This window comes from Arthrobacter sp. MYb224 (assembly GCF_002975455.1).
Classification (GTDB): domain Bacteria; phylum Actinomycetota; class Actinomycetes; order Actinomycetales; family Micrococcaceae; genus Glutamicibacter.
In genome coordinates this window covers 22,556-35,902 of sequence record NZ_PCPU01000004.1, presented here as the reverse complement: position 1 = coordinate 35,902, position 13,347 = coordinate 22,556, and the positions used below count along the sequence as shown (strand labels likewise).

Here is a 13,347-nt window from a genome sequence, read left to right as displayed (position 1 = left end):
GTAAGTGGGTGCAAAATCAACTAAATATGAAAAGATGAATCCATGGTTTTGGCACGATTGATTCTAGGGTTGCTTTGTTTGGCACCGATGACTGGTTACGAGCTCAAGAAGCACTTTGACTCCTCTATTAATCACTTCTGGAACGCCGACAAGGCACAGATCTACCGCACGTTGGCGCAGCTGGTGGATCAAGGCTGGGCCACGGTGACCACCGTGGCCCAGTCGAATTATCCCGACCGCCAGGAGCACCACATCACCGATGCGGGGCGCGAGGCCCTGGTCGGGTGGCTTTCCAACGGCGCGGCCCACGGTGCCGAACGAGATCCGTTCATGGGCCAGGTCTTTTTCGCTGCCGAGCTGCCGCGCGAGGACATCGACCAGCTGCTGGTCGAACGCCGGGCCAAGACGCAGGCGATCCTGGATGACTACCTCTCGCAGCGCGAGGGCATCGATATGCGAGCTGCCGCGGACCGTCGTAGCTTCCTGATGGCCGCCACCTTGGACCATGCAATCCGACAGCAGGCCGCCGAGCTGGAGTGGCTCGACGCAGTATTGGAGCATCTGCCATGACGCTAGGCAAAGATCAGGGGCCCACGGCGAAGAAATTCACCCGCGAGGCTACCGATTACCCCGAGCTGCATCCGGCTCGCCGGCAGGCGGGGCCGCATAAGCACGAACAGACGCTGGTGTTCCTGCATGGCGGAAACGTTGGCAACTGGAGCTGGGATCCGCAGGTCCTGGCCTTTGGCGACTATAACGTCTTGACCTTGCACCTGCCGGCCTTCGGCGCGCGCAGCGAAGAAACCTGGCAGGGACTGGATTCCGCCGCAGACGATGTGGCGGCGCTGATCGCCGACGAAGTATCCGAAGGCGGAGTGCATCTAGTAGGGATGTCGCTCGGCGGTGTCATTGCCTTGCATGTGGCGGCCCGGCATCCGGAACTGATCGATTCGCTGTTGCTGACCGGCACTCCGGTCACCGGAGTTCCGGCCGCGGCACGTGCGGTGAACCGGATGCAGCTCAAGCTCATCGGCAGCGAATGGTACTGGCGGTTCCAAGCCGGCGCCTACGGCATGGTGGATGACGAAAGGGAGCTGTTCACCGAACACGGGGTGATGCTGAAGCCGGAGAATCTGCGCGCCATCATGGACGATCTGGATCCCGGAGGAGTGCCGGAAAGGCTCTCTGCCTACACCGGCCCGGTGCTCGCGCTGGCTGGGGGCAAAGAACCCAAACTCGTGCAGAAGTCTTTCGCGGCGCTCCGCGAGGAGCTTGGGCAGGCGGTGACCCGGGTGGTCCCGGGAATGCACCACCAATGGAATATTGAGAACCCCTTGCTGTTCAACTCCGTGGTGCGGCGTTGGATTACCGACTCGACGATCCACCCGATCCTCGTAGATCCGTTAACCGCCAAGCCATCGAAACAGCCCAAGGCTTCCAAGCAGGCAAAGCCCGAGCGCGCGGCAACTGTTGAAGCGCCCGCAGAAAAGCCGGAGCGAGCCTCAGCGCCGCAGTCCGCGGTCCCGGACGAGAAACCGAAAGCTAAAAAGCCCGAGAAGAAGTGAATGGCTTCGGCTGACAGCTAAGCGCGGTGCAGCTGCCCCCATTGATGTAGCTGCACCGCGCTTAGCCGGTCTATATTCAGGCTGCTAGCCAAACATCCGGTCCGAAGACCTCGTAGTGGATGTGCTGGGCTGGGACGCCGGCGGCCAGCGCCTGGCCGCGGACCGCGTGCATGAACGGCAGTGGCCCGCACAGGTAGAGGTGGCTGCCGGCGGCAACCTGATCGCTCAGGTCCATGAAGCCCGCGGTGGCCTCGATGCGTTCCGGAAGTTCTCCGCGTTCGAACCAGGTGCGCAGCTTCGCCTGTGGCAGCTGGGACAGCGAATCGAGCATCTGCTCGCGCAGCGGCCAGGAGGCGTAGTCCCGGTCCGCATGCAGCACGGTGATTTCACGGGTCGAGCCGTGCGCCGCCAGGGTGCTCAGGGCCGCGGCGCTCGGAGTGCAGCCGATGCCAGCGGTGGCGATGACCAGCGGTGCGCCAGAAACGTCGATGATGAGGTCTCCATAGGGATTTGAAAGTTCGACTTCGTCCCCGACCTGCAGCGCGCCATGCAGGACCGGGCTGAACTCGCCAGCCACATCAAGTTTCACGGTGAACGTGCGCCGTGCGGTGTTCTCGATATCCGCGCTGAGCGTGTACTGGCGAACCTGGCGCAGGCCATCGGCCATCGGCATGCGCACCGAAATGAATTGTCCGGGCTTGGCTAGGGTAGCCGCGGTGTCATCGCCCGGCTCGAAGCTGAAGGTCAGCGAGCCGTTGGCAGCTTCGGTACGTTCGATGAGCCTCCACGGGCTGTAGACGACGTCGTTTGCCTGCTGAGCGTACAAGCCCTTTTCGATCTTGATCAGCGCGTGGGCCATCAGCCAGTACACCTCGCTCCAGGCCTCCGCGATTTCCTGGGTCAGCGCGTCGCCAAGGTCCTCGGCGATGGCGGCGAACAGGTGCTCATGCACGATGGGGTACTGCTCCTCGACGACACCGAGCGAGCTGTGCTTGTGCGCAATGCGGGCCAGCATGGTTTCGGGCAGCGTCGCTGGCGAATTCAACAGGTGGGCGGCGAAGACCGCGATGGAGCCGGCGAGAGCCTGCTGCTGCGTTCCGTTCTTCTGGTTCGACCGGGAGAAGATTCCGTCGAGCAGCTGCGGGTGAGCGGCAAAGAGCCGCTCATAGAATTTTGGGGTGATGCTGGAGATGCGCTGACCAATAATCGGCAGCGTGGCTTCGATGATTGGGCGGGACTGGTTTGAAAGCATCTGGTCTCCTTGAAGGCGGGAATAACTTGTATTTGAAATACAAGATTATGCTTTTAGTTCTACTCCTTGTAGAAGATGATTGCAAATCGATCAGGAACTTAGCGGAAGCCCAGGGCTTGGCTACGCGCCATGACGAACAGTGGGGAAGGGGAGGAGACCAATTGCCGGCGAGTTTTCGCAAATCTCTTTGACCGTCAACGGGTCTAGGGAAGCATAAAAGGCTTCTCTGGCCGCCCGCAATGCCAAGCGCAGCCGGCAACCGCCAGCCAGGGGGCAATCGTCCGTTGCGTCATGAGATGTGCAGTCCACGACATCTTCACGCCAATCCAGCCGGCGCAAGAGCGCGCCCACGGAGAACGCTAAACCTTGCTCGGTCATCTGTGCGCCACCATGACGCCCACGGGTGACCTCGATGAGGCCCAGGGTGCGCAATTCCAGTACGGCCTTGGCCACGTGGTTATAGGGAACCCCGACTAGGTCGGAAACTTCACGGCTGGTCAGTTGGCCTACGCCCGGTGCGCCTAGAACCATTACGGTTCGTAGGCACACGTCGGCGAAGGCGCTGAGTTTCATGAACTCAAGTCTACTGCTGGGTGTTGGCCCACACCGACTCGGCGGATTCCGCGGCAGGATCTTCGAAGGTCCACTCGCCGCCTGGTTCGGATGGCATGGCGTATGGCTGGACAATCGCCAGCGCCGCGCCGACCTTGTGCTCGGCCACCACATGGATGGCGTCGCGGTCATCTGCTTCGAGCAGCACGTCCGAGGCGATCGCAATCGCATCGAAGTGGGTTCCCTGCTGGTTGAGCACCTCAACCAGATCCGCGGCCATGGCCTCGGTGTCGATGTCCGCATCCGGGTCTTCGGGGTTGTCCGTTGGTGGAACCGCGATCAGACGCAGCTCTGGCTCGCCATCGGCTTCCGTGGGTTCCAAGGCGATAGCGAAAGGCAGGAAGACGCCCTGCTCCTCAAGCTGCTCGCGGGCCACACCCAGTGCGGTGCCCAAAACCTTGTTCAGTGCGTCCTTGACGGACTCGTCTAGTTCTTCGAGATTCATGGCTTTGACCCCTTTACTTGGTGGTGTTTGCTTCGCGCACGATTGCTAAAACCGTATCGCGAATCGGTTCGATATGCTGCGCCGTGGCGCCTTCACCGTTGAAACGCAGGAACGGTTCGGTATTCGAAGGACGCAAATTGATCCACCAGCTGCCGTCCTGTGCGCTGAAGGTTGTGCCATCCAGCGTGCTGACGTCCACCGGCTGGCCGGCAAAATGCGCTACCACCCGAGCGATGGCACCAGCCTTGTCCGCGACCTCCGAATTGATTTCCCCGGTGGCAACATAAGGCTCGTATTCCCGGCCCAACTCGGAAAGCGGCAACTGCTGCTCACCCAAGGCCGCCAACACGTGCATGGCAGCGAGCATGCCGGTATCGGCATTGTAGAAATCACGGAAATAGTAGTGAGCCGAGTGCTCACCGCCGAACACCGCCCCCTGGACCGCCATCTCGGCCTTGATGAACGAATGACCCACACGGGTCTCCACCGGAACACCACCGAACTTCTGCACAAACTCGGGCACCGCCTTGGAGGTGATCAGATTGTGGATGACCACCGGTTGCTGCTCGCCCTCGGCCTGCACCCGCGCGATCTCCCGGACCGCCACCAAGGCGGTAATCGCCGAAGGAGACAACGGCAGGCCGCGCTCGTCGATCACGAAGCAACGATCCGCATCCCCGTCGAAGGCCAGCCCCAGGTCCGCGCCGTGCTCCAGCACCGCCGCCTGCAGATCCTTGAGGTTTTCCGGTTCCAGCGGGTTAGCCGGATGGTTCGGGAAGGTCCCATCGAGGTCGAAATACAGTGGCACGATCTCCAGCGGCAGGCCGGGAAGGACCTGATCTCCGAGAACCGCGGGGGTGGTCAAACCGCCCATGCCATTGCCGGCATCAACCACCAGCTTCAGCGGGCGGATCGCGGAAAGGTCCACCAGCTCGCGCAGGTAGCCTGCGTAGTCGGCCAGCACGTCGCGTTCGCTGACGGTGCCCTGGGCGCCGTCACCGGAAACCGGCAGGCCCTCATCCAGGTACTGCTGAGCTAAGTCACGAATGTCGAAAAGCCCGGTGTCCGAAGAAATCGGCCGTGCCCCGGCCTTGGACATCTTGATGCCGTTGTACTGGGCCGGGTTATGGCTGGCGGTGAACACCACGCCGGCGGCCTTGTGCTTGCCGGAGGCAAAATAAAGTTCATCGGTGGAGATCAGGCCGAGCATCACCACATTGGCGCCGCGGTAGGTGGCGCCCCGGGCGAAAGCCTGGGCAAAAGTCGTGCTTGACGGGCGCATGTCGCCGCCAACGAGGACATCCTTCCCGGCCAGGGACAACACGTCGACAAAAGCGGCGCCGATAGCTTCGACGGCTTCGGCATCCAGGCTTTCACCGACTACGCCTCGCACGTCATAGGCTTTGAAACTCTGGTTCAGGTCAATTTCTTCACTCACAGCATTCAGACTACCGGTTTGGCGGTGCCAGGCGGTGGCGAATGGCCAGTTAGTACATGGGAAATGGCTTACACTTCCACGCGGTTGTACCCAATGCGCGCCGAGGAGAACAAAAACGTGGGCCGATACTGAAATACTGTGGATATGGAAGCCACACAGCACAATGATCTGAAGAATCTCGCGCTGCAGAAACTGCGTGCCCTCGTACAGCATCCCGAGGCACAGTTTCACGACGGACAGTACGAAGCGATTAGCGCGCTGGTCGAAGAACGCCGCAGGGCGCTGGTGGTGCAACGCACCGGCTGGGGTAAATCTGCGGTGTACTTCATTTCCTCGTTGTTGTTGCGTGAACAGGGCTTCGGCCCCACCCTGATCGTCTCCCCGCTGCTTGCCCTGATGCGGGATCAGGTGGCCGCGGCAGAGCGTGCCGGAGTGCGGGCCGCGGCAATCAACTCCGCCAATGTACTCGAATGGCGCGAGATTCTGTCCAAGCTGGAACGCGACGAGATCGATGTGCTGCTGGTTTCGCCCGAGCGCCTGAACAATCCCTCTTTCCGGGAACAGCAGCTGCCGATGCTGATGAGCCGCCTGGGGCTGTTGGTGATTGACGAAGCCCACTGCATTTCCGACTGGGGACACGATTTCCGCCCCGACTACCGACGCATTCGTGACCTGATCAACCGTCTCCCGCAGGGCCTGCCGGTGCTTGCCACCACCGCAACCGCGAACTCCCGCGTGGTGCAGGACGTGGCCGAACAGCTCTCCGGCGGAACCCAAGAAGTCTTCACCTTGCGCGGCACGCTCGCCCGCGACTCGCTTCGCTTAGGGGTGCTCCGCCTGCCCTCGCCCCGAATGCAGCTAGCCTGGCTGCTCAGCCACATCGACGACTTCCACGGCTCGGGAATCATCTACACCTTAACCGTCTCTGCCGCCGAAGACATCGCCCGGCTGCTGCGCGATGCCGGGCATCCGGTTGCCGCCTACACCGGACGCACCGACATAGAAGAACGCGAAAAACTCGAACGCGCGCTGAAAGCCAATGAAGTCAAGGCGCTCATCGCCACCAGTGCCTTGGGCATGGGCTTCGACAAACCAGATCTGGGCTTTGTCATCCACGTGGGGGCGCCAAGCTCACCGGTTGCCTATTACCAGCAGGTCGGTCGCGCCGGTCGTGGCAGCATCAATGCCGATGTCTTGCTGCTGCCGGGCTCGGATGACGCAGAAATCTGGGACTATTTCGCTACCAGCTCCATGCCCGACCAGAACCGGGCGAACCAGGTCCTGGAGGCCTTGGCCCAAACCGACGGGGCGATGAGCGTGCCAGCTCTGGAAAGCGCAGTGAACCTGCGGCGCTCCCCGCTGGAGCTGCTGCTCAAGGTCCTCGCAGTAGATGGTGCCGTCGAACGCGTGGCCGGCGGATGGATGCGCACCGACATGCCTTGGGCCTACGACGCAGAGCGCTATAAGCGAGTGGCGCAAAGCCGGGTGCATGAACAGACCCTGATGATTGATTATGAGAACACCCGGGGTTGCCGAATGGAGTTCCTCACCAAGGCGCTTGACGACCCGGAATCAGCCCCTTGCGGACGCTGCGATAACTGCGCTGGCACCTGGTTCGATGACCACATCCCGGATGCGTCCAAAGACAACGCCCAAGCCGCCCTGGTGCGTGCCGGCGTCCAGATAGAACCACGCAAGCTCTACCCCTCGGGTCTGCAGCGACTGGGGCATTCGCTGAAGGGCAAAATCCCGGTGGATGAGCAATTGGCCACCGGCCGCTCGCTGGCACGACTGACCGACCTAGGCTGGGGTAACCGGTTGCGTCAGCTCTTCGCTGACCCGGTGGACAAGCCAATTGACCCCGCCATGCTCGAGGCCTGCACCAAGGTGCTGGCCGAGTGGAACTGGGAACAGCGTCCGGTCGCCGTACTGGCGATGCCCTCGACCAAGCGTCCACAGTTGATCAGTTCGTTGGCTCAGGGGCTGGCGCAGATCGGCCGGCTACGTTATCTGGGGCAGCTGGAATACCGCGGGACGCCGCCACAGGGCGGACCGGGCGGTAACTCGGCCTTCCGTCTGGCAGCCGTGGCAGACGCCTTCGAAATTCCTGCACAGATCGATCAACTGCTGTCCACCGCACCGGGGCCGGTGATGCTGGTTGACGATCTCGCCGACTCCCGCTGGTCCTTGGCGATGGCGGGCCGTGCATTGCGGATCGCCGGAGCACCGGGTGTTTTGCCTTTCACTCTGGGCATAGCAGGGTAATTGCACAGTTAAACGAAGTAGTCTGGATGTATGGAGATCGTCATCTGGCTCGTTGTTGCTATTGCTGTTATTACCCTCGGTTACGTGTGGCTTCAATCTGTCCGGAAGAAAAATACTACTCAGATTTCGCAAGCTATCAGTCGGGAAGCAGCGAAGGATGCAAACGCGAAGCTCGATGACAGCTCACGCAACGCCATCTATCGGAACCTTGCTAAGGGCGACGTCATGGGGGCCGTGCAGAATTATCGTGCGGTAACCGGTGACACGGTAAAGAACTGCGTGATCGCAGTGCGTAGCCTCGACGCTTATCCGCAGACCGCGCCGGTTAAGGAACTGCCGGTTGATGAAGCCGAAATTCAGGCGCTTCGGGACAAGCTGGAAGCTCAGATCGCCGATTCCGAAGAGGACTCGGGCGTGGCGACGTCTCCGGCCGTTGCCCCGGAAGCCGATGAGGATAAGTCTGACGATCTGTGGGTAGTTCCCGAAGAGTGGAGCAATCAGTTCGGCTCCGAGCAAGAACATAGCGCCACGCATTTTAAGATGGCCTTCGAAGTTGAGGGAGAGGCGCACGAGTTCTCCAGCGAAGAACTGCCACCCAACGAATACGATCAGCTGTTCTCGATGCTGCGGGACGAGAACTTTTCTGGTGCCGCCGAAATCCTGCACGGACACACGGGACTCCCCGTCGAAGACCTTGAACGCATGATCTCTACTTCGCCAATTGCCGGGCAAAGCTCGCATGGGAACGTGGCAGATTTTCGTTTCGAAGGCCAAGGCCCAGATGGACCGGTGCACTTCGACGCGGCCGATCTGCCCGAAGCAGAACGCGAAGCGTTATTTGACGCCATCGCGCACACCGACCTTGAACGAATGTCCGAGATCATTGTGCGCCACACGAAATTGCCTGATGACGTCGTGCAAAACATGCTTCGCACCTTCGTGAAGCGCAAGGACTAGATTCGTCGCCAATTTCGTTGCTTCGTGCTCAATGGATGGCTATCGTGAGGAGATACCAGCCAGTTCGACCGCTCACGAAAGGAACCTGACCGTGGATCCAAGCGACAAGGATGCGGACGAGAACTTACCTCCGATCGGCGATGACCAGCAGCAGAACGAGCAGCTAAATGAAGAAGCCGCAGCCAAGCTGCGCGAGGCGGAAGAACGGATCAAGGAAGCCGCGCACGATGTAGAGCGCGACCTGAAATGATCATCGAAAGCCCCTGAACTTTCGGCTCAACCGCCGGGTTCGGGGGTCTCTGCGTTAACGTGCCAATACCGGGCGGACATCCGGAAGCAGTAATTCTGCAAAGACCTAGAAGAAAAGTAAAACCCCCTAGTCACCTAGGGGGTTTTGGCGGACACGGGGAGATTCGAACTCCCGGTCGAGTTTAACCCCGACACTTCATTAGCAGTGAAGCCCATTCGGCCGCTCTGGCACGTATCCATCCGCTGTTTCCAGCAGAATCTAGCCTACCCGAACATGGTCGAGTGTTCCAAAACGAGAGTGTTAACGTACCTGTCGCCACAGGAATTCGTAGCTCGTAGCCAACATTCTGGCGGTCGATTCGTTGTCCGTGGAACCGGCATGCCCACCGTCTTCCGGTTCGTGGTAGCGAACGTTGGCGATGCCCTTGTCGATCATTCTCGCCGCCATCTTACGGGCTTGAGAGGGGCCAACTCGGTCATCGGTGGTAGTCGTCCAAATCAGCGATGCCGGGTAATCATCGGTCGGGTGCGGTTGATCATCCAAGCGATGCAGTGGGGAGAACGTGCGCAAGAACACCCAGTCCTGTGGAACGTCGGGATCTCCGTACTCGGCAATCCACGAGTGCCCCGCCGCCAGCTGGGTATACCGTTGCATATCCAGCAATGGCACACCGCAAGAGATCGCGCCGAACAGCTGCGGGTAGCCGGCAATCATATTGCCCATCAACAGGCCACCGTTGGACCGTCCGGTCGCCGCCAGCCGGGCGCGACGGGTCACACCGCGGGTGACCAGGTCTTCGGCTATGGCTGCGAAGTCTTCATAGGCACGATGGCGGTTTTCGCGTAATGCCGCACGATGCCAGCTGGGGCCGTATTCGCCGCCGCCACGAATGTTGGTCATGACGTATACCGGCAGGCGCCCATTGCCGGAGCGTCTACTCAACCATCCGGCTCCCATAGCCGGGGCATAACCCGGAGTCATGCTGTGCTGGAAACCGCCATAGCCGTCCATCAACACAGAATTTTCGCCGTCGAGTTTCAACCGCGCATCGGCGACTTGGAAGTAGGGCACACGAGTCCCATCGTTGGAGCGCGCAAAATGCTGCGTCACGCTGAACCCGGCAGCGTCAAAACGCTCGGGAGATCGCTTTACGACTTCTGGCTCCGCTCCGATCGACCCACGAAATAAGGTTGTCGGGGTGGTGAAGCCGGTGACCGTCATCCAATAATCATCGGCGGTCGCGGCATCCTCATCGTCCACCGCTCCCACCGAAACGCTGAGCATCGGGTCGGCGAGCGGCAGGGATGTTTCGGCAAAGTTCTCGCGCAGGTCGAATACCCGAATCTGCGCGGCCACATCGTGTAGCAACGAGACCAGCAGGTAGTTGGCGGTGAAGTCCATGCCTTGCAGGGAAGTCTTCGCATCCGGTTGGAAGATGACCTTCTGGATGCGGCCGTCGTTCAGGAAATCGGTGAGATTGCCGATTGCCAGGGACCCTGCAGGAATGAGCTCTGCATGATGTTCCCAGTCGGTTTGCGGGGCGAACAACACCCATTGGCGGTGCAGGCTGACCTGCACATCGGTCGGGACCTCAATATTATGGTGGGTCCCGTCGAGGATGACGCCGGTGCGTGAGTTGTAGAAGTCGATGGCATCGGTAGTCACGATGCGTTCAAAGCCCGGAGCCGAATCGAAATAGCAGAAGGCCGCTACATGTTCTTGGGCAACTTCAAAAACGACCTCGGCATCTTCCAGAGCTGTACCGCGGGTGAGCTTTCGTGCGGTGCGTGCATAAGTTGAACGTGTCGTATCGGACTCGTTGGTAGCCGAAGCGACCAGCAACGTATTTTCATCGATCCAGCTTGCCGAGGTCTTTGCAACGGCGAGGTCGAAACCGTCATCGATGAAGCGCAGGGTTTCCAAATCGAATTCACGCACACGCACCTGATCTCCACCGTCGGGGCTTAACCGGATGAGTGCCCTGCGGTGTGGCTGTCCTTCTGCCGGCCGCAAAAACGCGGACCCGGCGAAGTGCCATGGTTCACCCTGCTGCAGGGCATAGCCGTCCATGTCCAACAGAATTTCCCACTGGGGATTCTCGGTGCGATATGAATCCCACGTGGTACGGCGCCAGAGGCCCAGGCGGTGCTCGGCATCCCGCCAGAAGTTGTAGTAGTAGTCTCCGCGCTTGGTGACCATCGGGATGCGGTCCTGAGCATCCAGTACCCGGCGAATAGCGTCGACCCTTTGCGAAAAGTCGGCATCGTGAAGTTCGGCTTCGGTGCGTTGAGTTTGCGCGCGGACCCATTCCAACGCGGCATCATCGTGGGTGGCTTCTAGCCAGGCATAAGGATTGGTCGTTTCCAGGGATTCAGACGGCGTTGAAGGCATAGCCACAGTCTATGCATTCAAGGTAGATCATGGGCCAGCGACGCTCTTTTGAATTTGGGCCGCAGCTTTTGCCGGGAGGCTGGGGCGCTTGATGGCGTGACAAGTTGCTTCTAGGCAATAATCTTGGAAGGTGAGCAACTTCTGGGAAGAACCCCAACCACAGTACAACGTCGCTATAGTTGGCGCTGGCCCGCGCGGTACCAGTGTCATCGAACGCCTAGCTAAGCTGGCCGTCAAGGTGCCCAAGCTGGCTACCTTGGTACGTGTAACGGTGTTCGACCCGTACCGCCCGGGGTCCGGGCATGTATGGAATCCAAAACAGTCGCTACACTTCCTGATGAACACCCCTGCCTCATTTCCAACGGTAGCTCCCGAAAGGGTCGCAGCTGAACCGGGGCTTAGCTTCCGGCAGTTTGTGGAGGCCAATGGGGATGGCCTCCGGCTCGAAGAGCGTCAAGCCGCTGCGCTGCGCGCCACGCAACCTGGCACCTACCCGCCACGAGCAATTTACGGTCGTTACCTAGAACACGTTTATGACTCGTGCGCCCGCGTGCTCGATGAGCATCCGAATTTCGTTTTGAACTACATCCGCGCTGAAGTGTTGGCGGTTCGCCCGCAGGAGGCTGGCTACCGACTGGATTACCGGTCCTTTGCCCAAGGAGATCCTGGCGCCGGGCACTTAGAGTTCGACAGCGTCGTTCTGGCATTGGGGCATCAGGATGCTGAATTGAACCCGTGGCAAAAACAGCTGCAACGGGCAGCCGAACAAGATGGTGCCACATATCTGCCGCCAAACATTCCGGCGGATGTCGACTACTCGAACTTCAAATCAGGCGAGTCGGCACTGCTGCGCGGAATGGGGCTAAATTTCTTCGACGGCATGGCCGAATTGACTAGCGGCCGCGGAGGAATTTTCAAGGAAGTGAGCCAAGAACCGGGACACCGATTCGAATACATCGCCTCGGGGAAGGAGCCCAAGCTGATCGCGGCTTCACGTCGGGGCACCCCCTATTGGGGGAAACCGGTCGTAGAAGAATTTATTCCAGCGGAAATCACCTTGCGTTTCCTGCACGCCGAAGAGCTGATCGGAAAGGTCGCCGAAGCTCGTCATTCGAATCCGGACGCCGCCTTAAGCTTTTCCCGCCATATCTGGCCCCAGCTGCACCGCGACATACTGTGGGTCTACTACTCAAAATGCGTCGCCACCGAGGCGGCCGGACCGACCGCGGACTCCAGCTGGTTGCTAGCCGGGTTGGAACGGATCCTCGAAGCTGAACACCACGAAGGCAATCAGGTGTGGCTCAGCGAACTGCGCGACTATATTGATCAGTTCCCGCACCTGAAATGGTTGGACATTCCGGCTTTGGCGCGACCTTTTGACCAGGTTGGCTTCGGTTCCCATGAGCAGTACCAGCAGGCGGTGCGCGACTATCTCGTTGGCAATGCGCAGCACAGTTCCGCCGGGCTGCGCGACCCGCTGTCCTGTGCCATCATGACGATGAACGCCGGGCGCATGGTTATTAAGGACCTGGTAACCAAGGGGATCTTGGACGAGCAGTCCCGAATTGAAGAAGTGCAGGCCCACTTTGAGCCGCTGGTCGAAGGCCTGTCCTCGGGGCCACCCCTGGAACGGATCGAACAGCTCCTGGCGCTGTCCCGCGCAGGGCTGGTGAGCTTTATCGGGCCAGAACCCGAGTTCGGATTCGACGATGTACGCGGAAAGTTCACTGTTTCCTCGCCGTGGGTAGATACCGAGATCTATGGCGCGAAGGTCTTGTGCGAAGCGATGATGCCCAGCAACAGGGTACTGCAGAACAACACCCCACTAATCACCCAACTGCTAGCCGACAAGGTGGCCCGCGCGCATACCTGGCGCAACGCCGAAGGCGAACAGATGACGGGATCCGGATTCGACGTGGTGGGCGAGCCCTACCGGCTGATCAACGCAGAAGGTCTGGCCCATCGCGGAATATTCGTGCTCGGCTTGCAGCTTTCCTCGGCACAGTGGGGGACTGCAATTGCGGCCCAGGCCGGAGACCCGACGCACCCGGCCGCGCAAACCTTGCACGATGCGGAGCAGGTGGTCATCGAGATTGCCCGCATGGCGGGAGTCAATCTGGAAGAACTGTTGGCGGGCAGTTCAAAATAAGAAGTCTGGGGCAGCAGATCAAT

The 13,347-nt window shown here is 60.2% G+C and carries 11 protein-coding genes and 1 tRNA gene; 6 read left to right on the top strand and 6 right to left on the bottom strand.

All coding sequences use genetic code 11. The features are described from left to right. Positions 1–42: 42 nt before the first annotated feature. On the top strand, positions 43–570 hold the full coding sequence (locus CQ017_RS08710) for a PadR family transcriptional regulator (RefSeq protein WP_096285361.1): 528 nt from the start codon (positions 43–45) through the stop codon (positions 568–570). After that, positions 567–1,565: an alpha/beta fold hydrolase gene (locus tag CQ017_RS08705; RefSeq protein WP_096285359.1), complete on the top strand. Its 999-nt coding sequence runs from the start codon at positions 567–569 to the stop codon at positions 1,563–1,565. The genes CQ017_RS08710 and CQ017_RS08705 overlap by 4 nt, the downstream gene beginning before the upstream one ends. Positions 1,566–1,641: 76 nt before the next feature. On the opposite strand, the gene CQ017_RS08700 is transcribed toward CQ017_RS08705, so the two are convergent. The 4 genes from CQ017_RS08700 to CQ017_RS08685 form a co-directional block, all read right to left on the bottom strand. After that, positions 1,642–2,817, bottom strand: a complete 1,176-nt coding sequence (locus CQ017_RS08700; protein WP_105553389.1) for a globin domain-containing protein — start codon at positions 2,815–2,817, stop codon at positions 1,642–1,644. A gap of 120 nt (positions 2,818–2,937) precedes the next feature. Further along, positions 2,938–3,390, bottom strand: a complete 453-nt coding sequence (locus tag CQ017_RS08695) for an Rrf2 family transcriptional regulator (protein ID WP_105553388.1) — start codon at positions 3,388–3,390, stop codon at positions 2,938–2,940. A gap of 10 nt (positions 3,391–3,400) precedes the next feature. After that, on the bottom strand, positions 3,401–3,874 hold the full coding sequence (locus tag CQ017_RS08690; protein WP_096285353.1) for a hypothetical protein: 474 nt from the start codon (positions 3,872–3,874) through the stop codon (positions 3,401–3,403). A 13-nt stretch (positions 3,875–3,887) separates the two neighbouring features. Further along, on the bottom strand, positions 3,888–5,312 hold the full coding sequence (locus CQ017_RS08685) for a phosphomannomutase/phosphoglucomutase (protein ID WP_105553387.1): 1,425 nt from the start codon (positions 5,310–5,312) through the stop codon (positions 3,888–3,890). Between the two features lie 144 nt (positions 5,313–5,456). Here CQ017_RS08685 and CQ017_RS08680 point away from each other — a divergent pair, with 144 nt between their 5' ends. The 3 genes from CQ017_RS08680 (at position 5,457) to CQ017_RS18080 (ending at position 8,784) form a co-directional block, all read left to right on the top strand. Then, entirely contained in the window at positions 5,457–7,577 is a 2,121-nt protein-coding gene (locus CQ017_RS08680) for an ATP-dependent DNA helicase RecQ (protein WP_096285349.1), read from the top strand. A 30-nt stretch (positions 7,578–7,607) separates the two neighbouring features. Next, the gene (locus CQ017_RS08675; RefSeq protein WP_105553386.1) at positions 7,608–8,534 is read left to right on the top strand and encodes a hypothetical protein; all 927 of its coding nucleotides are present in this window, start codon (positions 7,608–7,610) and stop codon (positions 8,532–8,534) included. Positions 8,535–8,625: 91 nt separating this feature from the next. Further along, positions 8,626–8,784 (top strand): hypothetical protein, encoded by a 159-nt coding sequence (locus CQ017_RS18080; protein ID WP_181148424.1) that lies wholly within the window; start codon positions 8,626–8,628, stop codon positions 8,782–8,784. Between the two features lie 145 nt (positions 8,785–8,929). On the opposite strand, the gene CQ017_RS08670 is transcribed toward CQ017_RS18080, so the two are convergent. Both CQ017_RS08670 and CQ017_RS08665 read right to left on the bottom strand, forming a co-directional pair. Beyond that, positions 8,930–9,021: transfer RNA gene (locus CQ017_RS08670), tRNA-Ser, on the bottom strand. Positions 9,022–9,084: 63 nt separating this feature from the next. After that, a complete protein-coding gene (locus CQ017_RS08665; RefSeq protein ID WP_105553385.1) occupies positions 9,085–11,175 on the bottom strand; it encodes a prolyl oligopeptidase family protein in 2,091 nt (696 codons plus the stop codon). 130 nt (positions 11,176–11,305) lie between these two features. Between CQ017_RS08665 and CQ017_RS08660 the strand changes: the two genes are divergently transcribed. Continuing rightward, complete coding sequence (locus CQ017_RS08660; protein WP_105553384.1) at positions 11,306–13,324, top strand: FAD/NAD(P)-binding domain-containing protein; 2,019 nt, start codon at positions 11,306–11,308, stop codon at positions 13,322–13,324. Positions 13,325–13,347: the final 23 nt, after the last annotated feature.

What these genes read in the sequence shown, in the direction of transcription:
- CQ017_RS08690 (WP_096285353.1), bottom strand. Translation starts at nt 3,874, where the DNA reads ATGAATCTCGAAGAACTAGACGAGTCCGTCAAGGACGCACTGAACAAG.
- CQ017_RS08665 (WP_105553385.1), bottom strand. Translation starts at nt 11,175, where the DNA reads ATGCCTTCAACGCCGTCTGAATCCCTGGAAACGACCAATCCTTATGCC.
- CQ017_RS08700 (WP_105553389.1), bottom strand. Translation starts at nt 2,817, where the DNA reads ATGCTTTCAAACCAGTCCCGCCCAATCATCGAAGCCACGCTGCCGATT.
- CQ017_RS08710 (WP_096285361.1), top strand. Translation starts at nt 43, where the DNA reads ATGGTTTTGGCACGATTGATTCTAGGGTTGCTTTGTTTGGCACCGATG.
- CQ017_RS08705 (WP_096285359.1), top strand. Translation starts at nt 567, where the DNA reads ATGACGCTAGGCAAAGATCAGGGGCCCACGGCGAAGAAATTCACCCGC.
- CQ017_RS08675 (WP_105553386.1), top strand. Translation starts at nt 7,608, where the DNA reads ATGGAGATCGTCATCTGGCTCGTTGTTGCTATTGCTGTTATTACCCTC.
- CQ017_RS08680 (WP_096285349.1), top strand. Translation starts at nt 5,457, where the DNA reads ATGGAAGCCACACAGCACAATGATCTGAAGAATCTCGCGCTGCAGAAA.
- CQ017_RS08695 (WP_105553388.1), bottom strand. Translation starts at nt 3,390, where the DNA reads ATGAAACTCAGCGCCTTCGCCGACGTGTGCCTACGAACCGTAATGGTT.